This window comes from Hyphomicrobium sp., from assembly GCF_051860585.1.
Taxonomy (GTDB): Bacteria; Pseudomonadota; Alphaproteobacteria; order Rhizobiales; family Hyphomicrobiaceae; genus Hyphomicrobium_C.
In genome coordinates, this window is sequence record NZ_JBHYDS010000013.1 from 55,761 (window position 1) to 78,438 (window position 22,678).

The window sequence follows — 22,678 nt, forward strand, 5'->3', positions numbered from 1 at the left end:
GTGACATTTAGAACTTGACCTCGAAGCCGGCCCACAGCGTGCGACCGACACCTGGCTTCACGCCGTCAGCGCGATCCGTGATGTAGAGTTCGTCGGTGAGGTTGTTGCCCGATGCCCAGAGCGTAAGCTTTTCGGTGATCTTGTAGTTTGCGCGCGCAGAGAGGAGCCACACATCCGGAACGAGGCCCTCGTCGGCATATGACGAGTTATCGGCATCCGTGTGGTAATCACCGCGATAGTTGTAGGTCACGCTCGCGTCCCAAAGATTCTTATAGGCGACGCCGACCGTAAGGTTCGCGAAGTGCCGCATGGATTCGGGGACACGGTTGCCCGCAACGCTATCCTCGTCCTCGTTGATACCCTTGTTAATCTCCGAGTCGACGTAGGTGTAGACCGCTTCACCGAAGACGTTCCACGGACCGCCGGTGAACGGCTGGCTGTCGAGGCGGCCATAGACCTCAACACCCTGCAGCGTTACCTCGTCGAGAGCGGAGAACACGCGGTCACCGGCTGCGCTCTGGAACGACTCGCCGAACTGGTAGTTCTCGATCCGGCTATGGAAGTAGGCGAGATCCAAGGTTACGCCGCGAATTGCTTTCGTACGGAAGCCGATCTCAAAATTGTCGCCGAGTTCCTCCGGGGGCGCAACGAATGCGCCGGCATCCTCAGCAGCTTCCTGTACGTCGCGGATGATATGCGGCGTGATACCGCGATGGTATCCGCCGTAAACGGTCGAGAACGGCATGGCCTTCCAAGCGAAGCCGATGCCGGGCAGCACGCTGTCGTAATCCGCGCCACCGTTAAACTGGCTATCCTCGAGATCGCGGAACTCAATCTCATAGCTTTCGAGACGCACACCCGGGGTGACGGTGAAGTTTGGGGTCACATGGATTGCGGTCTGGATGAACGCGGCGAATGAATTTGCCTCGAGCTTCTGCGGCAAACCATCCTGCGCTCCACGATTACCAAACGTAAGAATTTCGCCATCATCGCCGATGCGGTTTTGGTTCGTGAAGAAGTGCTCTTCATAGCGAACGCCAGCCTGCAGGTCATGCTTCATGCCGCCGAACAGCGGGAGGTTGGCAAATTCGACGCGCGAATCCGCACCGTAGTTCCGATACTCGCGGTCGCGACCTTCCATCACGAGATCAGCAACGCTGTCGCCTTCCACGGCGAAGAAGCGGGCGCGTTCGTGGTCGTTGCCATAGATGCGCGTCGTCAGCGTCGTGTTGTCGTCAATGTAGAGGTTATGCGCGAGCTGCAGACGATAGAAGTCAGCGTTGTAGCTGGAAAGATTACGGCAGCACGTAGCGTCTTCGTCGAGAGCGCCGGCGCGACCCGCTGCCGTCTTGTTGCGACGGAAGGTGAAGAGGTCGTCCTGATCCTCGATGTTGTCCTCGTCGTACACATCGCGCTGGCGGAAGAAACCACCCGAGATGGTCAGGTCCTGATTGCTGCCGCGGAAGCCGAGTGCGCCGTAGAAGTCGTTGTAACCGAGCTCCTCGACGTCCCAAGACCCGCCGACATCTGCGCCCGAGTACGACGCGACGACACCGACGTTGCCCAAGTTCTGACGCGTATGAACGTGGCGGAAGTTGTTGACGTCCTGGTTCACGTCTGAGGTGGTGCCGATACCGGCCTTGATCACGGTTTCGTTGGCACCGAACGGCGACAGGTTGCGGAAGTTGACGACGCCATGGTTGTTGAGCGGCCCGTAGTTCAGCACAGCGCCGCGCATCACTTCGATGCTCTCGAGGCGTTCGGTCGGGGGCGTGTAGTGCGTCGACGAGTCGAGATACGTCGAGAAGTTGATCGGCACGCCGTCTTCCATGACGAGCACCTTGCGAGAGCGGCGATGCGCCGATCCGCGGATGCTCACGCCGCCATGGCGGGCAAAGCCGTCGTCGCTGACGGTCACGACGCCCGGGACGCTGCGCAGGGCTTCATGATTGTTCAGCGGGCGCGTTGCTTCCATCTCGCTCGTTGTCACGCGCGTTGCCGCGCCGGGGAAGTTCTGCAGGTTTTCGGGAATAATGGACTTGGCGTTGACCGGCGAGAGCGAGCCGTTCTGAGCGCGCTGCGCGGCACCAGCGCTTCCGACGGCTCCGTAAGGCGAATTCTCAAGTGCAGGCTCGGCGCGTTCTTCAACGGCGGGCTGCGGCTGCTGAGGCGCGGGCGACTGAACAGCCTGCTTCTTGGCGACCGGCGCGGCCTTGGCGGCGGGCGTCTTTTTCTGGACGACTTCAACGTCCGGCAACGCTTGCTGCGCAGGCTGGGCCGCTTGCTGGCCCCAGGCCGCCGACGATGCGAGACAGGCGGCGCCTGCCATCAGAACCGCGCGCGTCAGCTTAATTTGACTAAACATCCCGTTCCACTCCCTCAAAACAATCCCCCCGGAAGACCGTTGGACGCCATCCGCGCCGTCGGCCACGTTCTGGTCACTTTCAGCAATGTCGAAGGGAAGGCTTGGGAACAACGGGCGCTTTTTCCCAATCGCGCGCTGTGATCTCCGAAACAAATGCTTTGTTGCCATAAGGCACCAAAACCATTCAAAAACAATGACTTATACCGTGTCACCCCCTCCGTTTCTCTACGGATCACATGAGGTTTAAGTACCGATGTGCGATTGCCGAGGAGGCGGCATCCGGCCTTTACTGAACGTCGTTGATTGTGATTGCGCGGGTGGGTTTTCACCGCTCAGAGACCTTGCAAGACGACTCACGGGCGGCAAATCCACGAGGCCGCACGCAAAAAAGCGCCCGGCATTTCTGCCGGGCGCTTGCGTTTGTGCAGTCTCTTGGTCGAGGCCTAGAACTTGACCTTCACGCCACCGTAGGCGGCGAACGGCATCGATGGCGACATCGTACGCGGGTCAGTGAAGCCGGGCCCGCTAAGATCAGGGACTTCATCAGCCTCGAAGTACGTGCCGTACAGGCCGTATTTCTGATTGAAGAGATTCTTCACGAGGCCGTAAACCTGGACGTTGTCGGTGATGTCGTACGAAGTGTGCAGGTCCACGCGGGCGTAGCCCGGCAGGAATGCACTGAGACCTTCATCTTCCGAAACTTCGTTCGGGAAGTACGGCGAGTTGCTGGCAGCAACGACATCCGCACCGAACTTCCACTTCGACGTCAGCCAGTAGTCGAAGCCGGCTTTGAAGCGGTGACGCGGGATGCCCGGCAGACGATCGCCGGCCTCCAGGAAGGCGCACTCGCCGCTGGGATCATCGCAACTGTCGAGCGTGGCATCGACGAACGCATATGTGCCGTAGACACTCCACTTCCTCGTCTCGTAGGTCGTTGACAGCTCAACACCCTGGCGCAGCGTATCGCCAGCGTTGACGAAGAAGATGCGGCTCGCACCACCGCTCGTGACCGTGACCGGCAGAATATCGTCTTCCGCGAGGGTGCGGAACAGACCGGCGCCCCAGGTATATTGGCCGCCCATATAGGTGCCCTGTCCGCGCAAGCCGACCTCGGCCGTGCGACCGACCACCTGATCCAGCGGCGGGTCGTCGGTGAGGAAGCTTTCGATCAGGCACGGATTGGTAGGCTCGGCGCAACCGAGCTCAGCCGGTGTCGGTGCACGGTTCGATTCCGAGTAGCCGCCGAAGATCGACAAGCCACGCATCAGTTTATAATTGAGGCCTGCCTGCGGATTGAAGCGCTCATAGGTGTTGGTTGCGTTCAGGTCCGGGAAGTCGTTGGTGTTGTCATGCAACTTGATGGTCGCGTTGTTATAGCGGCCGCCAACCGTGACCGTCAGGCGATCGGTGATGTCCAGAGCGTTCGAGAAGTAGAGGCCCCAGTAGGTGTTCTCGGAGTCCAAATCGCGCGGCGCGAGTTCGTTTTCCTCGTCGCGGATCGTAACGCCCGAGCCCGTGACCACATACTTCGGCCCGAGCTGGCCGAGTTCGCTCGAGGTTTTGTAGTTCGACCGGCCGTGATCGTAGGAGACGCCGGCGATGAACAGGTTCGGACGATTGAACAGCGGCGACTTTTCCTGACCTTCGATGACGCCGCCCCAGCTGTCGCTCTTGGTGTTCAGGCGCTCGATCGAGCCCAGCGGCTCCGGGAAGTCATCGGCTTCGAGAAGTGCCCCGGTAACGGCATTGCGGATAAAGTTGTCAGGCTCGTCGGAGCAAAGCCGCTCGACGCCGCCGTCATCGCATTCTTCAAGCTCCGTGACGTTGCCGTCCACCACGGCATTCTTGTAGCTGCGGTAGTAACCGACGCCGGAGAAGCTCAGCGTGTTGGTCGCCTTCACCGTGCCTGAAATCGTCGGCATCAGGACTTCGAGATTGGTGGTCTGGGGCGACGTGAAGGTGTTGCTCCAGGACCGCCGGAGCAGCTCGATGGGTGCTGCAGCGGTCGCGCCGAACTCGTTCTTCGCAGCCGTCAGGCTGAAATGAAGCTCGGCCATGCTGCCTTTGAGGCCGATATCGCCATAGAAGCGCTTGACCTCAGTCTCGGAGAAGTCGCGGAAGCCGTCTTCCTTGATACCCTCGGTGGCGACATAAATCGACGCGTTGCCGCTCGAGGCACCTGCCTGGACGCCGATCTGATAACGGCCGAACGAACCGGCCATGACGTCGACTTCGGCGCCTTGGTAGCTGAATCCGTCCTTCATAAGGATGCTGATCGCGCCGCCCAGTGCGTTCAGGCCGAACGACGGGTTGTTCGCGACCACCGACATCGATGCAATGGCGTTGCTCGGCAACACGTCCCACTGGACGGTATCGCCGAAGGCTTCGTTGATGCGCACGCCGTTCTGGTAGACGGCCACGCCCTGCGAGCGTCCGCTGACAGGAGAGGCGTCGAAGCCGCGGTAGGAGACTTCTGCACGCGCCGGGTTGCCGGCGGCGTCGGAGATGATGATGCCCGGCACGTTCTGCTGCAGGGCCTGCTGGACGCTCGACGTCCCTTCACGTTCGATCTGGGTGTCCGTTACGTTCGTCACGGCGCTCGGTACCGTTGCCGGCGGGGCGAGGCCCCCATCCGTCCCCGTGCCCGCGGACGCGGTCCCCGCCGTGCCAGCTGAACTGGAGGGTGCAACGGTCGTGGCCGGCGCGCTGCTGAGCGGCGACACGGCGACGGCTTTCTTCTTGGCGCGAGCCGCCTTTTGAACTGGCGTCTCCTGGACGACATCGACCGCCGGAAGCTCGGCTTCGGCAGGCTGCGCCGTTTGCTGCGCTGTTGCCACCGACGGGCCGACGGCCAATGCGCCGAGCATGACGGCGGTAAGTCTGGATCTCATTACAAATAAACTCCCCTTGTAGGCCGTCGCAGGACCGATTTACGGGCCCATCGCGACGGTCGTTCCCCTCCGGCACGCTACTTGTGTTGCTTCCGCAGGGTCAACGACGCAGGAAGTAAAACCAGACCTTTGATTGAGTTTTTCCCACCCTATGTGACTGTTTCGCATCGGGAATTTTTCCCGATATTTCGGGAACTACTCCGCGTTTCGAATATTCGCGCTATAAACGCGCAGATACTTACGTAGTTGCTGGTGGCATTCCATCGGTATTTACACACGTCGATTTGAGCGCGCGCGACCCTGAGCACCGCAAACGCAGAATAAGTTTGAAGCAAACGCGCTGCGCTCTGTTGATTTGAGCCCTGATTTCGCGATATTGAGCTGCGACATTGCGGCACCGAACCTTCACAAGTCTTTGAGCGGTACGGCCGACCCTCCTGGTCCCCCCAGAGAACCCGGAGGACGGAGGTCTGGTGTCAGGTTATAATGAACCAAAGAGCCAGCAGATCACCGCGCCTCACTCGGGACGGAACGGTGCTCAAGCTGGCCGGCATTCGAAGTCTAGGAGGACGTACTTGATCCGTCAGATTCGCACTCATGGCCCGTGGCTTGCCGTTGCAGCGCTCGCCGGGTTTTCCTTCGGCGCGCCGCCAGTGACGGCACAGGACGCCGCTCCCGCGGCCACTCCTGCCGCCGCAGCAGGCCCTAAAGCGCTCACCGTCGAACTCAACAAGCTCGAACCCCAGGGCGGCGGCTGCCGCGCCTACGTCGTCGTTCAGAACGATGACGACACCGCCTATCAGGCCTTCAAGCTCGATCTCGTGCTGTTCCAGAAGGACGGCATCATCGGGCGCCGGTTCGCCATGGACCTCGCGCCGCTCAAGGCCAAGAAACGCACCGTGAAACTGTTCGATCTCGACGACATTTCTTGCGACAAGATCGGCAGCTTCCTCATCAACGACGTCGTGGATTGCAAGTCGGATGCTGGACCAGTCGAGAACTGCCTCGCCGGGACGACCGTCAAATCGCTCGGCGACGTACAGTTGACGAAATAGCGCAATCGACGAAGCAGTAAAGGGTATCCGTCGTGGAGCAGATTACCGTCGCAGCCGGTCACGATTTTTCGATTTACGGCCTCGTTCTTCAAGCCGATCCGATCGTCAAATCGGTGATGCTGTTGCTCGTCATCTCGTCTGTCGCTTGCTGGGCCATCATCCTCGAGAAGGTGGTTCGCCTCAGCAAGCTTAGCCGGGATCTCAAGCGGCTCGAACGCTCGGTTCGCGATGAAAGCCCGGCTGAAGCGCCGCGCGGCCTCGTCCGCACGCTTCTGACCGCAGCTCATCACGAGGCCGAAGACGGCGCGAGCCGCAACGAAACGCGCTCCGATCTGCGCGGGCGCCTTGAGCGCGCGATGCGCTCGTCGCTCCGCTCCGAGCTGCACAGGCTCGAGGTCGGGCTGCCGTTCCTCGCAACCATCGGTTCGGCCGCGCCGTTCATCGGCCTGTTCGGCACGGTGTGGGGCATCATGAACAGCTTCACCTCGATCGCGCAGCAAAGGGATACGTCCCTCGCCGTCGTGGCGCCGGGCATCGCGGAAGCGCTGTTCGCCACCGCCCTCGGTCTTGCGGCGGCCATCCCGGCCGTCATGGCCTACAACATGATCGCCGTTTCGCTCGGGCGCGCGTCGAGCCGCGCGGGGTCAACGATAACCGAGCTCGCCAAGCGCTTGTCGCGCACGCCGGCGGACGGTTTCGCACGCAACAGCGCCGAACCGCTGCGCACAGGGACGAGCTCCTAATGGGTATGGCGGCCGGAAACGGATCGCCTGCGGGCGACGATGACGAAGCCGGCTATCGCCCGATGGCCGAGATCAACATCACGCCGATGGTGGACGTGATGCTGGTGCTGCTGATCATCTTCATGGTTGCGGCTCCGCTGATGGTAGCGGGCGTGCCGCTGGAGCTTCCCAACACGTCGGCGGCGCGCGTCAGCCAATCGAAGAAGGCGATGGTGGTTTCTTTGGCCGGGGACGGCGGGCTTTACATTCGCGAGGAGCAAGTGTCGGCGGACTCGCTCGTGCCGCGCCTGCGCGAACTGCGCGCCTCGGAAGGCGACACGGTCGTCTATGTGCGGGCCGACAAGAAGAGCAACTACGGCGATGTGATGGATGTGCTGGGGCGCGTCGGAGAAAGCGGATACGGGCGGGTTTCGCTGCTGTCGCAGCCGAAGCCCAAGGGCGCGCAGTAGGGTGGGAGCCAAGTGACCACGTTCATGAGCTTGCGCGCGCTAACATGGCTGGTCTCGTTCGCCTTGCACGGTGCCGTGGTGGGCTTCTTCCTTATTTCGCCCGGTGGCGCCGCGCTCGAAGAAGGAATTGGCGAAGACACCTTCATCGTCGAGCAGGGGGTCTATAGCGAGCGCGTCGAAGCCGTCGAAGCGCCGCCGCCCGTGCCGCTGGCCGCCAAGCCGGTCGAGGAAGTGAAGCCGATCGAAGAGGACATTCCGCACGTCGTCGGCTCCGAGGTCGGGCCCGAGCAGGATGTCGTTCTCAAAGAGAAGCCGGAAGAGCTTCCCGAGGTGAAGGAAGAGCAGAAAGTCGCCGTCGCCCAGCCGACCGAAATTGCGGTCGATGAGCAGAAAGAGACCGGCGAAAAGAAGACCGGCGGCGGCGTGACGGCGATGTCCGCCTACCGCGGCAGGCTGTTCACGCACATTTCCAAGAAGAAGGTCAATCCGCGCTCGAAGATCGCGGGCACCGTCGTCGTGCGCTTCACGGTCGGGCCGCAGGGCGAGCTGATCTCGCGCGAGGTGGCGACAAGTTCGGGATCAAAGCTGCTCGATGACGCGGCGGTGCAATCGATCGAGCGCGCGGCGCCATTCCCGAAGATGCCGGACGACTCGGAAAAAGAGCCGATGGTCGTCTCCGTGCCGTTCAAGTTCTCGGTGCGATAGGCAAGCGGGACGGCAGCACTGCTACCGCCGTGGCGGCGCTAGTCTTCTTCAGCCAGCTCTTCGCCGAACCCGGTTTCAACGAGGTTGACGAGGGCTTCGAGCGCTTCCGGGCCTTCCTTGCCTTCGGCGGTGATGTAAAGCACCGAGCCCGGGCCGGCCGCGAGCATCATGAGGCCCATGATCGACGTGCCGCCGACAGTCTGACCATCGCGCGTTACGGTGACGGTCGCCTTGTAGGCCTCCGCGAGCTTGACGAATTTCGCCGAGGCGCGCGCGTGCAAGCCCTTGCGGTTCACGACCGTGACGACGGCCTCGGGGCGTTTGCTATCGCGTATCTCCGGCATTCAGTCGATCCCGCCGCGCTACTGCTCGCCAGACAGCTCTTGGCTGGCAACCTTGATGTATTTGCGCCCGGCTTCACGAGCGAGGGTGACGGCTTCGTCGAGCGGCACTTCGCTGCGCAGGCCGGCGAGCTTGACGAGAATCGGGAGATTGATGCCGGCGATGATCTCCACCCGCGCCTCGTCCATCACGGAGATGGCCAGGTTGGAGGGCGTGCCGCCGAACATGTCGGTCAGGATGATGACGCCGGACCCGGTCTCCGTGCGACGGACCGCGTCCAGGATTTCAGCCCGCCGGGCTTCCATGTCGTCCTCGGGGCCGATCGAAATCGTCTCGAGATTGGACTGGTGGCCAACGATATGTTCGAGCGCCGCGCGGAACTCGACGGCCAAGCCACCGTGCGTGACGATCACAAGTCCGATCATCTGTGCGTGCCGAAGTTGTTTCGCGTTGGCAATTCCAAAGCACAGGCCCCGAAGTCGAGACCTGCACTAACTCTCCATGGCGTCACGACAATCTCCGTGTGGCATGGTGCTGGCGGCCGCCCCGAACCGCTCTCACGCGGGCGGAGACTTACAGGGGTTCGCGGGCAACGCAAGGGTTTTCCTGCACCGGCTCACGGGGGAGTTAACACCTCGGGATAGCGCGCCAGAGCCAAGACGACTTTCAGCGGCGCGGACGCTTCGAAGGGCGTGAGCCGGAGCAGCGGAACCGTTGTACCAAGAAGCTCCGTAAACAGTTCTTCGAGGGGGAAGCGGGGCACGCGATCAGGCGGGACGAGGTCGATGACCAGCGCCAGCCTGGCGGATGCGCAATAGGAAACCTCGACGATCCCCAGTCCGCGCACCTCTATCTTGCCGGCGATGGCGGGCGGTGGCGTGGCTTCGATGCCGCGGCCGTCGCGGGTCAGCCAAACCTGATCGTCGGAGAGAAGTTCGACGCGCGGCAGGTCCATCGGCGACGCGAGGCCGATGCAGCGAAGCGCAAGATCGGATTTGCCGGAGCCAGTGGCGCCGCGGATCAGCACCACCTTTCCGTCGAGCGCCAGAGCGGTGCCGTGGACGAGCTCAGCCGCGCTCGCGGAGAGGGTCATGATAGCGATCCGATGTCACCGGCCGGCGGCCGCTGGTTACTCCCGACCGCGCCGAAGCAACAAGGCCCGGCAGGCGAACGACGAAGCGCGCGCCCTTCGGCCGCTCGGCCGCAGCCTCCACGGCCGTCTTGTTTTCCGCGGTGATCTCGCCGCCGTGCGCGCGGACGATCTCGCGAGAGATCGAGAGACCGAGGCCCGAGTTCTTGCCGCGGATGGCTTCGGTGTCGGGGCGGTCCGTATAGAAGCGATCGAACACGATGGTCAGGCGATCGGCGGGAATGCCGGGGCCCTGGTCGTCCACGGTCATCTCCACAATGGGGCCAACGCGGCGCACGGTGACCGTGACGGCCTCGTCCTCGGGCGAGAACGACACGGCGTTGTCGACGAGGTTGGTCAGCACCTGGCCAAGGCGGCCGTCGTGGCCATTCACCAGGTAGGCGCCTTCGAAGGCGGCAGGCTCGACGGCAACCTCGACGCGGCGCGTATCGCCGGAAAGGATGTCGCGGAAGATCTGCGCAACACTCGTGACGACGTTGGTGACGTCGACGGGGCCCATCTGCTGGCGGGCCAGCTCGGCGTCGAGGCGGGAGGCGTTGGAGACGTCGGTGATGAGCTGGTTGAGGCGTTTCAGCTCGTTCTGGATCTGCTTCACCACCTCCTTCTTCTGCTCGTCGGTCTTGGCGTAGGCGAGCGATTCCGACATCGAGCGCGCGGCGGTCAGCGGGTTCTTGAGTTCGTGGGCGACGTCGGCTGCGAAGCTTTCGCTCGCTTCCACCCGCCGGTAGAGCGCGGCGGTCATGGCGGCGAAGGCTGACGCCATCTGCCCGACCTCGTCGGTGCGGTGGGACATGTCCGGAAGCTCGTGGCGCGCACTGATGTTGCGGCTGACAAGGTCGGCGGAGGCGGACAGGCGGCGGATCGGGCCCGCCACGGTGCGCGCCAGCATGATGGCGCTCAGGAGCGACGCGAGAAAGGCAAAGGCAGCCAGCACCCAGATCTGATCGCGCTGGTCGGCGATGATGTCGTCGATCTCGCCGGGGCGCGTCGACATCAGGAGCACGCCTTGAACAACCGTGCCGCGCTTGATCGGTACGGCCGTCGAGACGATCTGCTCGCCCTTCTCGTTGAGCAGCAGCATGGCGGAGGGCGTTCCGTCCTGGAGCGCCTTGCGGACCTCCGGATAGGACGTGCCGTTGGCGTTGCCGATCTCCTTATAGACCGGCAGGTCCTCGCCCATCATGCGCGCCTTGAGACGCGTCCAGAAGTCCTTGGGGCGCATCAGGCTGTCGCTGGCGACCTTGGGCTCGTGGCGCGTGAGCTGGCCACGCCGCAGCAGCGTCGCCGAGTCGATGACCAGCGTGCCGTCCTGGCTGTAGACGCGGGCGCGGCGCGTCGTCGGCTGGATCAGGCGCCGCAGGATGGGCGCCACCCGCTCCGGCCGGATCGACAGTTCGTGCGCCGCGAAGGCGTCGTCGCCCGAGGCGCCGTCGTCAGCGTCGGGCATCGGAATGTTGTCCGTGTGGATGACGATGCGGCCGGTCTCGACGCGCGCGTTGCCCGCAATGGCCGCGGCGATGATCTCACCCTGGACGCGCAGGGACTCGCGCTTGGCGTCGATCAGCCAGCCGTTATTCTCGCTGAAATACAGGATGCCGGCGATCATCACGACGAGGCCGCCGAGGCTGGCGACCAGGACGCGCCGCAGCAGGCTCGCGCTGACGAAGCGGACGGGCGGGAATGCCTGCCACAACCGGGCAACGGTCGCGCCGGCTTTCGTCTGCCGTCGCAGAGGATTTTTGCGCCTCAGGTAGCGCAGGGGCACGGCCACCGCGTCGGCGGCGCGGCGCGCTCCCGCCATGATGGCGTCGGAGCCCGCTGCAAACGTCGGCGATCGCTCGGTCTCGAGCGCCATAAGGCCTCCACTGCGGTCCCGGACGTGTCCGGCTGGCCGGGATGTTGTCGTTCCGCGCGCACGCTCCCGGCGGGGAGCGCGCCAGCCGGGCGGCAAACCTTATGCTTCCTTGAAGCGGTAGCCTACGCCGTACAGTGTCTCGATGACGTCGAAGTTGTCGTCGACCTGCTTGAACTTTTTGCGCAAGCGCTTGATATGACTATCGATCGTGCGGTCGTCAACGTAAACCTGATCGTCGTAGGCGGCATCCATCAGCGCGTCGCGCGTCTTGACCACGCCGGGGCGGTGGGCGAGCGCCTGGAGGATGAGGAATTCGGTCACAGTCAACGTGACGGGCCGGTTGTCCCAATGGCAGGTGTGGCGTTCGGGATCGAGCTTGAGCTTGCCGCGCTCCAGGATGTTGGCGACCACCGGCTCCGGCGACGTGCCATCCTTCGGCTGCAAGCGGCGCAGGATGGCGCGCACGCGCTCGACGATCAGGCGCTGCGAGAAGGGTTTGGCGATGTAGTCGTCGGCGCCCATCTTGAGGCCGAACAGCTCGTCGATCTCTTCGTCCTTGGACGTTAGAAAAATCACCGGCATGTCGGACTGCTGGCGCACGCGGCGGAGCAGCTCCATGCCGTCCATGCGCGGCATCTTGATGTCGAAGATGCCAAGGTCGGCCGGATCTTCCGTCAGGGCTTCGAGGGCAGAGACGCCATCGCTGTAGGTGCGGACCTTGTAGCCCTCGGCCTCGAGCGCCATGCCGAGCGAGGTGAGAATGTTGCGCTCGTCATCGACCAGCGCGATCGTGCTTTTCTCTTTCATGTTCCGACTTTCCTAGCGGCACCTTGAAACCCACATGGCGCTTTATGGCTCCAAGGTGGATCAATTGTGGCGGGAACCTTACTATGCTCCAGCGCCTGAACCCAAACTGAACAGGCACGAGCGCAATCGAAACCACGAGGCGATCCCCATGGCAGCCCAAGATCCCGTTTTCCCGCAGCCGCCGGCCGAGGCGAACGCCTCGCCTGGATGGGCTGCCCGTACCCTCGTGCGCCGCGCGCTCAAGGCGTCGCTCGCCACACTGGATGCGGGGACCGGCCATCCTTACGCCTCGCTGGTCACAATCGCAACCGACGTGGACGGCACGCCGCTGTTTCTCATCTCAACTCTTGCCCTGCACACGAAAAACATCGCTCGCGACGACCGGGTGAGCCTGCTGTTCGACGGCACGGACGGGCGGGGGGACCCCCTCGCCGGCGGGCGCGTCACCTTGATCGGGCGGGCGGTCAAAACCCAGCGACCGACGGCGCCGGAGCGGTTTCTCGCTCGCCACGACAGCGCGCGCGGCTACGCGGACTTCCCCGATTTCGCCTTCTACGAACTCGTGCCCGAGCGCGCGCACTTCATCGGCGGCTTCGGGCGCATCGTGGACCTGGCGCCGAGCGATCTCCTGATCGACATGTCCGGCGCGGGCGACCTGGTCGACGGGCACGACGATGTCGTCTCGCACATGAACGAAGACCATGCCGCCGCCATCGAACTCTATGCGACCGAACTTGCTGGCGCGCCGGGAGGCCCGTGGCGAATGACGGGGATCGATCCCGAAGGCATCGATCTCGTCTGCGACGGCGCGGCGTGCCGCATCCCGTTCGCTACCGCGGTGCACTCTCCGAATGCGGCGCGGCAAGAACTCATACGCTTTGCGATATCGGCGCGAGAGCACAACGCAAAACGATGATCAGCATTGAGAATGCTTCTTAGCGCGCTTGTCGTCTTGTTCTTTCGGGTGATAGATTCAGTTTTCCCGATGCCTATAAGAAAGAGCCCGAAAACAAGAACCAGCCAAAAGTCATTCGCGGAGGAGCGCCCCAATGAACGCGATGCCACCCGTCGAGACCCGAACCCGCAATCCTGACGTGCTTGCTTTCGTCGAACAGGCGAAGGCGCTTTTCAAGCCCGACAACGTCCGATGGTGCAACGGGACGAAGTGGGAATACCAGGAAATGCTCAAAGCCCTGGTCGACGGTGGCACCGCCATCTGGCTCAATCCGGCGAAACGGCCCAACTCCATTCTTGTGCGTTCCGACCCAGCAGACGTCGCGCGCGTCGAAGACCAAACCTACATCTGCTCGCGTTCGCCGGACGACGCCGGACCAACGAACAACTGGTCCGATCCCACTGAAATGAAGGCGACGCTGCTCAAGCTCTACGACGGAGCCATGGCCGGCCGTACGATGTACGTACTGCCGTATTCGATGGGGCCGATCGGATCGCCGATCGCCGGCATCGGCGTCATGGTGACGGACAGCGCCTACGCCATCGCCAACATGCACATCATGACACGCGTGGGCGACAAGGTGCTGGCCGCGCTCGGCAACAGTCCCGACTTCGTGCGCGGCATGCACACCGTCGGCGCGCCGCTCTCCACGCCGACGACCGCCGACGTGCCCTGGCCCTGCAACAAGACGAAGTACATCGCGCATTTCCCCGAGACGCGCGAGATCTGGTCTTACGGCTCTGGCTATGGCGGCAATGCGCTGCTCGGCAAGAAGTGCCATGCGCTGCGCATCGCGTCAGTGAAGGCGCGCGATGAGGGCTGGCTTGCGGAGCACATGTTGATCCTCAAGCTCACCAACCCGGAAGGACAGTCGAAGTTCATCGCGGCCGCGTTCCCGTCCGCCTGCGGCAAGACCAATCTCGCCATGCTGGCGCCGACCATTCCCGGCTGGAAGGCCGAGACGATCGGTGACGACATCTGCTGGATGAAGTTCGGCCCGGACGGGCGGCTCTATGCGATCAATCCCGAGACGGGGTTCTTCGGCGTCGCGCCCGGCACGTCGAACGACAGCAACGTCAACGCCATGAAGACGCTGACCGCCAACATCATCTATTCCAACGTCGCGCTGACGGACGACGGCGACGTGTACTGGGAGCAGATGGGCGAGCAGCCGGCGCATGCCGTGGACTGGATGCGCCGCTCGTGGTCGCCGGCTTCGGGACGTCCGGCCGCGCACCCCAACGCGCGCTTCACGGCGCCCGCCGCGCAATGCCCGGTCATCGCCAAGGAGTGGGACGATCCGGCCGGCGTGCCGATCGACGCCATCCTGTTCGGCGGGCGGCGGGCCTCCGTCGTGCCGCTCGTGTCGGAAGCGCTGTCGTGGCGTCACGGCACGTTCCTGGGCGCGACAATGGCTTCAGAAAAAACAGCCGCGGCGTCGGGCGTCAAAGGCGACATCCGGCGCGATCCCATGGCCATGCTGCCATTCTGCGGCTACCACATGGGCGACTACTTCCAGCACTGGATCAATGTCGGCGAGAAGGGCGGCGATAAGATGCCGAAGATCTTCTACGTCAACTGGTTCCGGAAGAGCCCGGAAGGAAAGTTCTTGTGGCCGGGCTATGCCGAGAACAGCCGCGTGCTGAAGTGGATCTTCGAGCGCTGTGACGGTAAAGCTGCCGCGATCAACACGCCGATCGGCATGCTACCGGCCGACGGTGCGCTCGATCTCAATGGGCTCAACGTCGACGGCGCCGCCATGGCCGAGCTCTTGAAAGTCGATCGCGACGGTTGGAAATCCGAGTTGCCCTTGATCAAGGAGCATTTCGCGAGCTTCGGCGCCAAGCTTCCGCAGGGATTGGTTGCAGAACTCCGCGCGCTCGAGCAACGGCTCGGCTGAGCCGAGCCCCGACGACACCACCGAAACCCCGGGCGCGAGCCCGGGGTTTTTTGCAACCGCCGAATTCGGAGCCTCATTTGCAGGCCTGCCACTCGCTCTCGCCAGTGAATCGTGATCTAAAAATGCTCGTCCAAGTGCGCATCGGGGCGCCTTCGGCCTGTCAGAGTCTTTAGGTCTGCTACACGCTTCGGTCCGATTTCGTCCGACGCGTGTTCTTTCTTGTGACACGCTGATCGTCATTGGCGGCTCCGTGGGCGAATGCGATGCTGAACTGGCTTCTCAGGCTGCTGCGGCACCCGCGCGATGCGGTGCCGAAACCCGCCGTTTCGACGCCCGTACGCGTCACCCATGACGACAAGCTCATCACGGTCGACGACGGCGCTGGCGCCGCTGTTTCCGTCGCATGGTCTGACATTGGCAACATATCCGTCCTGACGACCGATGCCGGCCCCTTCGAAGCGGACCTGTTCTGGATCATGACCGACCGCGACGGGCGGCAGTCGCTGGTCGTGCCGATGGGTGCGGACGGGGAGCCGGCGCTGCTCAAGTCGATGCAAGCGAGGCTGGCCGGATTCGACAACATGGCCGTCGTTGAAGCCATGAGCAGCACATCGAATGCCGTCTTCCAGATCTGGCCCGCCGCCGGGCTGGTCTAGCTCCGCGACGACTTCGGCGCGGCGGGTTCCGAGGGCCTGCCGGTGCTCGTGGTCATCGCGCGTGACCGCGGAGCGAGCGTTCGGACAGCGTCGCGTACCGCATACAGCCCCCACCGGGAGAAGCCCAGAGCGATGGCGGCCAAGCGGCGCATCCACCAGAGCGGAGATGTGCCCAGCGCCATCGACCTCGTCCGCATGGCCAAGTCGAGCGATCGCGCGTCGGACCGGCGCTTGGCGTCGTCGTCATAGAAACGGGCGATCTTCGCCGCATCCATGCCGGGCGTGGCGAGCCATTCCGAGACGTAGCCGTTGCAAAGGCGCTCGACATCGAACAACGCCTTGCGGGCTCCCGTGCCGGCGGCCGGGCAGGCGGTGGCAAACGCGTCTCCGATCAGCACGACGCCAGGCTGGCGGTAGCCCCGCGTTTCGTAAAGATCGATGGGGCGGATCTTGACCGGACCGACGATGCGGAACGGGCCAGTCAGGCGCTCGAGCCTCGGGGCGGCCGCCTTCAGCGTCGCTTCGGGATCGTCCCGGAAGGCGCGCAGCCACGGATCGCGGAGGTCGCGATAGACGAACAGGTTCGCGCGCATGCGCTTGCCGATCGGAAACAGCGTGATGTACGAGACGCGGTAGCGCGCGTGCTCGCTGTAGTGCGTGAGGGCGCGGAACGGAAAGCGAGCGCCCGGGGCCGGCTCGACGTCGAACCCGATCGTTACGGAAAAGCATGGCGCGAGATCCACGCGGTCCATGCCCATCGACTGCCGCAAGGCATTGCCCAATCCGCTCGCAAGAATGACAAGGCGGGCGGTGATGCTCTCGCCAGATGCGAGCGTGACGCGCTGAAGGTCCGGGCTGTTGGCGATTTCCGTCGCCTTGTCCCGGATGAACGACACGCTCCGGGGTATTTCAGCGCGTACCGTATTGACGAGGCGGCCGTAGTCGATGCCCTGCTGATCGCTGGGCCGCTTCTCGATCAGAAGCCCGAGACGCGAGACCCACGCGCTTTCGTCATGCGTCGATGCCGACCGCACGACTTCGGCCAATCCCGTCTTTTTCAGGATCGCCATCTGGCCGGAGTCGAGCTTCTCGCAGCGGAACTCATCGGGATAAGATGCGTGGGGATCGATCACAGCCACGGCATGGCCTGCCCGCGCCAGCATGGTCGCGGCGACCGAACCGGCGAGGCCCGCTCCGACGATGGCAACGTCAAACGCCTTGTCTGCTGCGGTGGCTGACACGCACTCTTCCCGAACGGAATTCGTCCGCATAACTACGGAGGTATTTCCCCTGCTTCTGTCTTAAGCGATGAGTCCGGCAGGATCCGTTAACGGCTGGATTTGGCTGCGCTCCATCCGGCCGTTTGCTTAGCAGCGGGTTAAAAAGGTGGAGCGCAGTCCCGCTCAATAGCTCGTCGTGAGCGTGGTGAGCCAGGCGGGGGACACCGATACGAGCGCTGCCTCGATCGACTTGTCGAGGCCGGTCAGGATGAGCAGGGCGACGACGATCAGGAGCCCGCCCAGAGCCGCCTTGCCGCCGCTTCCGGCCTGCATGAGGCGGCTACGCCACCGGATCATGGCCTCCCGGGACACGAGGCCCATGAGCAACAACGGCAGCGCCGCGCCGATCCCAAAGACCGCCATGGTGACAGAGACCTCACCGAGGTTTTCACCACGCGCCGCCAGCACGGACGCCGCGCCCAGCGTCGGGCCGACGCAGGGCGCCCAGACGGCTCCGAGCAGCAAGCCCAACAGGAATTGGCCTTGCGCGCCGCGCGTCGAAAACCGGCCGAAGGTTTCCTCGATCGTATTGCCAAGCGGGCTGCCCGCGGCGGCGAGCCGGACCTGCAAGGGCTGGACGACCAGGACCAGCCCGATCGCGAAAAGCAGCACGGCCGCGATGGTGCGAAACAGGTCGGCATCGAGCCCAAGAGCAAAACCGATCGTGGCGACGAACAGGCCCAGCACCGTGAACGAGAGCGCCACACCCAGCGCCAGCGCTGCGGGCGCCCATCGATGCTCCGCCGCCGCCGCGCCGAGTACGATCGGCAGCAAGGGGAGCACGCAGGGAGACAGGACGGACAGCACGCCGGCGAGCGCAGCAAGGGAGAGGGCACCGAATGTCATGTCCGTGACCCTGGTTGCGCGCGGGCGATCTAGAGCGTGGACTTCATCAGAGCCTCGAGGCCCTTGGCGCTCGTGTCGCCCGCCGAGCGGCCCGTTTCCGTCTTGCCCTTGTAGGCGATGAGCGTGGACTGGCTCCGGACGTTCAAGGCTTTCAGGGCGTCGCCGCCGGTGTCGTAGTCGAGCTCGTAGAGCGCCACGTCTTTCAGAGCGGGGTCGTCCTTGAAGCTCTCGATGGCCGACTTCTGCGCCGAACATGTCGAGCACCAGGGCGCGGTGACATGGATCACGACAGGCTTGCCCGCCGCCTGATCCGCGGCGACCGCAGCCGCGTCATAGGGCTTCTTGTCGAGCGCTGCGGCAGGCTGCGAAACAGCCAGGCCAAACGACAGCATCAAAGCTGCAAACATCGCGAAGCGGTTGATCATGGGGTCATCTCCTTCGGCGGGCGCGCGTTACGAGTGATACGCGGCCACGCGTCGTCAGTTTCGCATTGCACGGTCGAAATTCTTGGCCTTGTCGAGATTCAGCGCCTTATCGGCGTTCTTCATGTTGCTGATGCGCGCCGAGTTGACATCGGCACCCTCGAAATCGGCGCCGGTCACGTCGGCGCCCGTAAAGTCGGACCCGCCGAGTTCGCTGCCGGCGAGCGACGCGCCGGTGAGATCGGCGCCGGTCAGGGTCGTGTATTCGATCAGAACGCGGCGCATGTTCGCCCCCTTCATGGAGGCGCCGGTCAGGTCCGCGCTGCGAAACGTGCCGCGCATCAGGCCCATCGACTGGTTCTTCTCGTCGGCGGAGAGATCGGCGCCGTCGAGCTTCGCGCCCTTCAGGCTGGCTTTGGAAAAGTCTCCGGCGAGGCGGGCGCCGGTCATGTCCGCGCCATCGAGGTTGGCGCCGACGAGTTGCGTGCCGAACAGGCTGGCGCCCTTGAGATTGGCGCCGGTCCATTTCGAATTCAGCGACCAGGCCGAGTCGAGGTTGACGCCTTCGAGGTTGGCGTTCGAGAAGTCCGACCCCATCAGCCGTGCCGCCTGCAGGCTGACACGGCGCAGATCCATGCCCGAGAGGTCGAGCTTGTTCAGCGCCTTGCCGAACAGGTCCAGCTTTTCGCCGGGCGGCAACTTGGCGATGGCCGCCTCGATGTCGGCGCGGCTCATCTCGGCCTTCGTGAACTGGTCGGAGGAGAGATCGACCATATCGAGCATACTTTGCGCCCGCGCGGCGACGGACGTGACCGCGACCATCAGCAGGGCTGCAAGGACGAGACGCACATTCGCGATGCGGGGCATGGCCGCTCCTTCCAAGGTGCTCACCATTCCATCCGGTGCGACGGCTCACTATATCACGGCCTGGACGCAGCACGTATTCGCGCGCGACGTGGCCGCATCCGCCCGGTTCCCCCTGCGACGAGACGGCCTGATCCACCACCCGAGTGCGGCGCTGAACCACGCGGGATTTCATACGGTTAAGCTTCCAATCCCGGGAATATCGCTTGGGCCACCTGACGGGCCCGCCAATTGCCGATATGGTGGCGCCGAATTTCGATTTGGCTTTGCGTATCGCGCGCCGAGATAGAGGACCCCGCCGATGTTCGACCCCGAAAACCCGCCCGAGATCCAAGCGTCCGCCTGGCTCAACGTGGACACGCCGCCGACGCTGAAGGGCCTCAAGGGGCGCGTGGTCGTCGTGGCGGCCTTCCAGCTGCATTGCCCGGGCAGCATCAAGCACGGCCTTCCCCAGGCGGCGCGGCTCGCGGCATCGTTCAACGACGACGAAGTGGTCGTGATCGGCCTCAACACGCCGTTCGAGGAGCCGGGCAAGCAGGACAAGGCGGCGCTCGAAGCGTTCGTGGCCGAGCATGAACTCACCTTCCCGATCGCGCTCGACAAGACCGGCGCGAAGGGCGAGCTGCCGAAGACGATGGAAGACTACGAAATCCGCGGTACGCCGACCATTCTGATCTTCGACCGGCAGGGACGCCTGCGGCGGCACTATCTCGGCCAGGTGGACGATCTCCGCCTCGGCGCTGAGGTGATGGCGCTCACCATCGAGGCGCGCGATGCGCCGCGTGAGCAGTCGATTGCGCTCGAACGCCGGCTCGCCGCCGTGCTGACCGATCCGAACGAGCATCACCATCATGGCGACGGCTGCGGCTGCGGGCACGACCATGGCCACGATCACGGACATTCGCACGATCATGGACATGACCACGCGCATGCCGAGGGTGGCGGATGCTGCGGCGGGCAAGGCGCACACGATCATGGTCACCAGCACGGCCACGATCATGCCCACGCTGAAGGCGGCGGGTGCTGTGGCGGTCACGACCATTCCCACGATCACGAGCATGAACCGGCAAAGGCCAAAGCGAAGGCTGGCGCGGGCAAGGCGGCTCGTTAAGCGCCTCACCCTTTACGTATAAGCGAATGCTTTCTGCGCCCCTCTTCCCGCCTGCGGGGGGAGGGGCACGTCGTTCAAGTTGTGCATCCCGCTCCCGCTCGCCTTCAGGACGCCACCCGAATCGGAGGACTGTCGCCTCAGATAGCAAGAGGCGGGACGACCATGACCGAGCGCGCAACGGGGCGGGACAAAAACGCGGACGACGAGGCGGATGCTTCGGCGGCTTCACGTAGCAGCGCCTCGCCTGCAAAGACAACCGGCGCCAAGGCGAACAAGAAAACCAAAAACGGCGAGGCCTTCGACAAGAAGACCATCGCGCTCGTCTACGATTTCGACGGTACGCTCTCGCCGCGTCCGATGCAGGAATACTCGTTCCTGCCACAGCTCGGAATCGAGCCGAAAGCATTCTGGGACGAGTGCACGCAGCTCGCGCGCGAGCAGCAAGCCGATCCGCTCATCACCTACATGCACCTGATGTACAAGAAGGCCAAGGAAAAGGGCCTCGTCATCAACCGCGCCGATCTCGTGGCGCAGGGTGCGGACGTTGAGCTGTTTCCGGGCGTCGAGACGTGGTTCGACGCCATTGCGGACTACATCAAGATCCGCGCCGAGAGCGCGGGCGTGGAGCTGCGCCACTACCTCGTCTCGTCGGGCCTGACGGAGATCATCGAGGGCACGAAGATCCGCCGCCACTTTCATAATGTGTTCGCCTCGGAATACTGGTTCGACGCCTACGAGCTGCCGTTCCCGAAGCGCGTGATCACGGACACCGGCAAGACGCAGTACCTGTTCCGCATCAACAAGGGCATCGAGGATCTTGGCGAGAGCATCAACGCGCATATGGCCGAAGACCTGCGGCCGATCCCGTTCCGCAACATGATCTACTTCGGCGACGGCGACACGGACGTGCCGTCGATGGCCTTGATGCGCAAGAGCGGCGGGCACGCGATTGCCGTGCATCCTGAGGGCCGCGACGAAGCGAAGTGCCTGGAGCTGTTCCGCGCCGGCCGCGTCGATTTCTACGCCGCCGCCGACTATCAGCGCGGCAGCGCGCTGTTCAAGCGGACGTGCCTGCTGCTGGACCGCATGCTCGCGGACATCGCCGTGCAGGAGGAGGTTTGGAAGGTGGGACGTGGGTTAGAGTAATGTCAGCAAACGACATCTGGGACGCATATTCCCTGTTACACCACTATACTTCTCAAGATGGCCTCGAGGGAATTCTGCAAAGTCAAACCCTCCACGCCACACATTTCAAATATCTGAACGACTTCACGGAAATGCAGCAGATGGAGCCGAAACTCGTCGCGGAGATCCTGCCTGAAGTGAATGATATTTTGGCCGCAAAGGCTCGCAGTGACCAAGCTTTCCAAGCTCATCTGAGCGCGCTAGGCGGCATAGATCTTCAGGCTCAATCGCTTGCGCACACAATAGTGAGTGGCCTTTTTAACGCAACATTTGGGCGCAACGGAGCACCGAAGTTTTTGACCCTTTCTTGATTTCATTTTGTGGCCACTCCGACTCTTATGAGGCAGCGAATGGAAAGCTCAGCATGTGGCGAGCGTATGGAAAAGGCTCCGGCTATGCGATAGTATTTCGGACCAAAGAGTTTTGCGATATTCTTCTTCATGAGGAATCCAAAACCTATCTTTACGGCCCCAGCAGCATCGGTGACGTCGTGTACGGCGGCGACGACAATGGATTCCGACGTGAATTCTCTTCTCTTTTGGCAGAGATCCGCAAGTATTTGCTGGGTCTCCTCGCCGGGAATCCTCAAGCAACTCCCGAGCTTTACGCTCACTTCACAAGTAGCGTCGCTCGCTACAAACATCGGGGATTCGCAGAAGAGGCTGAGGTTCGGGCGATGCTGGCGCCCGTATCCCAGCGCGAATTTGATCGACTAAAGCTCCGAGAGCCAGAAAACTTTAAGCAGCATAAAGCCAAGTCACCGAAAGCTGTGCACTTCCGCGACGGATTAGTACCGTATCTCAAGATTTCACCGCTGAATGGCAAGCTCCCTATCTCCAGTATAATTGTCGGCCCCCACGCGGAGAAGGAGGCGCGTAGAGAGAAGCTCGAACGGTATCTGGAATTAAAAAATTTGAACATATCCGTGGCCGTTTCAGAGACCCCTTTCGCCTGAGACCTCACCGATCCCTCGGCTGTTGGTTTGGACGATGCCGCCCGCAAAGTCCGTCATCCCGGCGGAGGCCGGGATGTGGATTCACATTCGAAGTGCAACAGTTGAGCAAGAAAGATCTCGGCTGGGGTTTGGAAGTCAAGGC

General features: G+C 63.2%; 22 protein-coding genes. 11 read left to right on the forward strand and 11 right to left on the reverse strand.

Going from position 1 to position 22,678, the window contains the following annotated elements; all coding sequences use genetic code 11:
* Window positions 1-7 precede the first annotated feature (7 nt).
* Window positions 8-2,365: a TonB-dependent receptor family protein gene (locus ACTIFK_RS17345; protein ID WP_439544267.1), complete on the reverse strand. Its 2,358-nt coding sequence runs from the start codon at window positions 2,363-2,365 to the stop codon at window positions 8-10.
* 443 nt (window positions 2,366-2,808) lie between these two features.
* Window positions 2,809-5,256, reverse strand: coding sequence for a TonB-dependent receptor domain-containing protein (locus ACTIFK_RS17350; protein ID WP_439544268.1), 2,448 nt, complete (start codon window positions 5,254-5,256; stop codon window positions 2,809-2,811).
* A gap of 575 nt (window positions 5,257-5,831) precedes the next feature.
* On the opposite strand from ACTIFK_RS17350, the gene ACTIFK_RS17355 reads away from it, so the two are divergent.
* The 4 genes from ACTIFK_RS17355 to ACTIFK_RS17370 are packed head-to-tail and all read left to right on the forward strand — an operon-like array spanning window position 5,832 to window position 8,208.
* Window positions 5,832-6,311, forward strand: coding sequence for a hypothetical protein (locus ACTIFK_RS17355; protein WP_439544269.1), 480 nt, complete (start codon window positions 5,832-5,834; stop codon window positions 6,309-6,311).
* A gap of 32 nt (window positions 6,312-6,343) precedes the next feature.
* Entirely contained in the window at window positions 6,344-7,054 is a 711-nt protein-coding gene (locus tag ACTIFK_RS17360; protein ID WP_439544270.1) for a MotA/TolQ/ExbB proton channel family protein, read from the forward strand.
* Window positions 7,054-7,503 (forward strand): ExbD/TolR family protein, encoded by a 450-nt coding sequence (locus ACTIFK_RS17365; RefSeq protein ID WP_439544271.1) that lies wholly within the window; start codon window positions 7,054-7,056, stop codon window positions 7,501-7,503. The genes ACTIFK_RS17360 and ACTIFK_RS17365 overlap by 1 nt, the downstream gene beginning before the upstream one ends.
* A 12-nt stretch (window positions 7,504-7,515) precedes the next feature.
* Entirely contained in the window at window positions 7,516-8,208 is a 693-nt protein-coding gene (locus ACTIFK_RS17370; protein WP_439544272.1) for an energy transducer TonB family protein, read from the forward strand.
* A 38-nt stretch (window positions 8,209-8,246) separates the two neighbouring features.
* Here the strand turns inward: ACTIFK_RS17370 and ACTIFK_RS17375 are convergent, their stop codons facing one another.
* The 5 genes from ACTIFK_RS17375 to ACTIFK_RS17395 form a co-directional block, all read right to left on the reverse strand.
* Complete coding sequence (locus ACTIFK_RS17375; RefSeq protein WP_439544273.1) at window positions 8,247-8,552, reverse strand: HPr family phosphocarrier protein; 306 nt, start codon at window positions 8,550-8,552, stop codon at window positions 8,247-8,249.
* A gap of 18 nt (window positions 8,553-8,570) precedes the next feature.
* Complete coding sequence (locus ACTIFK_RS17380; RefSeq protein ID WP_439544274.1) at window positions 8,571-8,975, reverse strand: PTS sugar transporter subunit IIA; 405 nt, start codon at window positions 8,973-8,975, stop codon at window positions 8,571-8,573.
* Window positions 8,976-9,166: 191 nt separating this feature from the next.
* Window positions 9,167-9,643 carry an HPr kinase/phosphorylase gene (locus ACTIFK_RS17385; RefSeq protein WP_439544275.1) on the reverse strand — a complete coding sequence of 159 codons (477 nt, stop codon included), beginning with the start codon at window positions 9,641-9,643 and terminating at the stop codon, window positions 9,167-9,169.
* On the reverse strand, window positions 9,618-11,555 hold the full coding sequence (locus ACTIFK_RS17390) for a stimulus-sensing domain-containing protein (RefSeq protein ID WP_439544276.1): 1,938 nt from the start codon (window positions 11,553-11,555) through the stop codon (window positions 9,618-9,620). Before ACTIFK_RS17390 ends, ACTIFK_RS17385 begins: the two co-directional genes overlap by 26 nt.
* Before the next feature lie 99 nt (window positions 11,556-11,654).
* Window positions 11,655-12,362, reverse strand: coding sequence for a response regulator (locus tag ACTIFK_RS17395; RefSeq protein WP_439544277.1), 708 nt, complete (start codon window positions 12,360-12,362; stop codon window positions 11,655-11,657).
* 148 nt (window positions 12,363-12,510) lie between these two features.
* On the opposite strand from ACTIFK_RS17395, the gene ACTIFK_RS17400 reads away from it, so the two are divergent.
* From ACTIFK_RS17400 to ACTIFK_RS17410, 3 genes are all read left to right on the forward strand, one after another.
* Window positions 12,511-13,278, forward strand: a complete 768-nt coding sequence (locus tag ACTIFK_RS17400) for a HugZ family protein (RefSeq protein WP_439544278.1) — start codon at window positions 12,511-12,513, stop codon at window positions 13,276-13,278.
* Between the two features lie 133 nt (window positions 13,279-13,411).
* A complete protein-coding gene (locus ACTIFK_RS17405) occupies window positions 13,412-15,217 on the forward strand; it encodes a phosphoenolpyruvate carboxykinase (GTP) (RefSeq protein ID WP_439544279.1) in 1,806 nt (601 codons plus the stop codon).
* A gap of 263 nt (window positions 15,218-15,480) precedes the next feature.
* A complete protein-coding gene (locus ACTIFK_RS17410) occupies window positions 15,481-15,873 on the forward strand; it encodes a hypothetical protein (protein WP_439544280.1) in 393 nt (130 codons plus the stop codon).
* Here the strand turns inward: ACTIFK_RS17410 and ACTIFK_RS17415 are convergent.
* From ACTIFK_RS17415 to ACTIFK_RS17430, 4 genes are all read right to left on the reverse strand, one after another.
* Entirely contained in the window at window positions 15,870-17,114 is a 1,245-nt protein-coding gene (locus ACTIFK_RS17415; RefSeq protein ID WP_439544281.1) for an FAD-dependent oxidoreductase, read from the reverse strand. The genes ACTIFK_RS17410 and ACTIFK_RS17415 overlap by 4 nt on opposite strands.
* A gap of 162 nt (window positions 17,115-17,276) precedes the next feature.
* Window positions 17,277-17,999: a cytochrome c biogenesis CcdA family protein gene (locus ACTIFK_RS17420; RefSeq protein WP_439544282.1), complete on the reverse strand. Its 723-nt coding sequence runs from the start codon at window positions 17,997-17,999 to the stop codon at window positions 17,277-17,279.
* A gap of 29 nt (window positions 18,000-18,028) precedes the next feature.
* A complete protein-coding gene (locus ACTIFK_RS17425) occupies window positions 18,029-18,424 on the reverse strand; it encodes a thioredoxin family protein (protein WP_439544283.1) in 396 nt (131 codons plus the stop codon).
* 54 nt (window positions 18,425-18,478) lie between these two features.
* Window positions 18,479-19,288 (reverse strand): pentapeptide repeat-containing protein, encoded by an 810-nt coding sequence (locus tag ACTIFK_RS17430; protein WP_439544284.1) that lies wholly within the window; start codon window positions 19,286-19,288, stop codon window positions 18,479-18,481.
* Between the two features lie 298 nt (window positions 19,289-19,586).
* On the opposite strand from ACTIFK_RS17430, the gene ACTIFK_RS17435 reads away from it, so the two are divergent.
* The 4 genes from ACTIFK_RS17435 to ACTIFK_RS17450 all read left to right on the forward strand — a co-directional run bounded on the left by ACTIFK_RS17435 (window position 19,587) and on the right by ACTIFK_RS17450 (window position 22,536).
* Window positions 19,587-20,396, forward strand: coding sequence for a peroxiredoxin family protein (locus ACTIFK_RS17435; protein WP_439544285.1), 810 nt, complete (start codon window positions 19,587-19,589; stop codon window positions 20,394-20,396).
* A 162-nt stretch (window positions 20,397-20,558) separates the two neighbouring features.
* Window positions 20,559-21,542: an HAD family hydrolase gene (locus tag ACTIFK_RS17440; RefSeq protein ID WP_439544286.1), complete on the forward strand. Its 984-nt coding sequence runs from the start codon at window positions 20,559-20,561 to the stop codon at window positions 21,540-21,542.
* Window positions 21,542-21,892, forward strand: coding sequence for a hypothetical protein (locus tag ACTIFK_RS17445; RefSeq protein WP_439544287.1), 351 nt, complete (start codon window positions 21,542-21,544; stop codon window positions 21,890-21,892). Before ACTIFK_RS17440 ends, ACTIFK_RS17445 begins: the two co-directional genes overlap by 1 nt.
* Window positions 21,893-21,945: 53 nt before the next feature.
* Entirely contained in the window at window positions 21,946-22,536 is a 591-nt protein-coding gene (locus tag ACTIFK_RS17450; protein WP_439544288.1) for a DUF2971 domain-containing protein, read from the forward strand.
* The last annotated feature ends 142 nt before the right edge of the window (window positions 22,537-22,678 follow it).

What these genes read in the sequence shown, in the direction of transcription:
- ACTIFK_RS17345 (WP_439544267.1), bottom strand. Translation starts at nt 2,365, where the DNA reads ATGTTTAGTCAAATTAAGCTGACGCGCGCGGTTCTGATGGCAGGCGCC.
- ACTIFK_RS17350 (WP_439544268.1), bottom strand. Translation starts at nt 5,256, where the DNA reads ATGAGATCCAGACTTACCGCCGTCATGCTCGGCGCATTGGCCGTCGGC.
- ACTIFK_RS17365 (WP_439544271.1), top strand. Translation starts at nt 7,054, where the DNA reads ATGGGTATGGCGGCCGGAAACGGATCGCCTGCGGGCGACGATGACGAA.
- ACTIFK_RS17375 (WP_439544273.1), bottom strand. Translation starts at nt 8,552, where the DNA reads ATGCCGGAGATACGCGATAGCAAACGCCCCGAGGCCGTCGTCACGGTC.
- ACTIFK_RS17380 (WP_439544274.1), bottom strand. Translation starts at nt 8,975, where the DNA reads ATGATCGGACTTGTGATCGTCACGCACGGTGGCTTGGCCGTCGAGTTC.
- ACTIFK_RS17385 (WP_439544275.1), bottom strand. Translation starts at nt 9,643, where the DNA reads ATGACCCTCTCCGCGAGCGCGGCTGAGCTCGTCCACGGCACCGCTCTG.
- ACTIFK_RS17390 (WP_439544276.1), bottom strand. Translation starts at nt 11,555, where the DNA reads ATGGCGCTCGAGACCGAGCGATCGCCGACGTTTGCAGCGGGCTCCGAC.
- ACTIFK_RS17395 (WP_439544277.1), bottom strand. Translation starts at nt 12,362, where the DNA reads ATGAAAGAGAAAAGCACGATCGCGCTGGTCGATGACGAGCGCAACATT.
- ACTIFK_RS17400 (WP_439544278.1), top strand. Translation starts at nt 12,511, where the DNA reads ATGGCAGCCCAAGATCCCGTTTTCCCGCAGCCGCCGGCCGAGGCGAAC.
- ACTIFK_RS17405 (WP_439544279.1), top strand. Translation starts at nt 13,412, where the DNA reads ATGAACGCGATGCCACCCGTCGAGACCCGAACCCGCAATCCTGACGTG.
- ACTIFK_RS17410 (WP_439544280.1), top strand. Translation starts at nt 15,481, where the DNA reads ATGCTGAACTGGCTTCTCAGGCTGCTGCGGCACCCGCGCGATGCGGTG.
- ACTIFK_RS17420 (WP_439544282.1), bottom strand. Translation starts at nt 17,999, where the DNA reads ATGACATTCGGTGCCCTCTCCCTTGCTGCGCTCGCCGGCGTGCTGTCC.
- ACTIFK_RS17425 (WP_439544283.1), bottom strand. Translation starts at nt 18,424, where the DNA reads ATGATCAACCGCTTCGCGATGTTTGCAGCTTTGATGCTGTCGTTTGGC.
- ACTIFK_RS17430 (WP_439544284.1), bottom strand. Translation starts at nt 19,288, where the DNA reads ATGCCCCGCATCGCGAATGTGCGTCTCGTCCTTGCAGCCCTGCTGATG.
- ACTIFK_RS17435 (WP_439544285.1), top strand. Translation starts at nt 19,587, where the DNA reads ATGTTCGACCCCGAAAACCCGCCCGAGATCCAAGCGTCCGCCTGGCTC.
- ACTIFK_RS17440 (WP_439544286.1), top strand. Translation starts at nt 20,559, where the DNA reads ATGACCGAGCGCGCAACGGGGCGGGACAAAAACGCGGACGACGAGGCG.
- ACTIFK_RS17445 (WP_439544287.1), top strand. Translation starts at nt 21,542, where the DNA reads ATGTCAGCAAACGACATCTGGGACGCATATTCCCTGTTACACCACTAT.
- ACTIFK_RS17450 (WP_439544288.1), top strand. Translation starts at nt 21,946, where the DNA reads ATGTGGCGAGCGTATGGAAAAGGCTCCGGCTATGCGATAGTATTTCGG.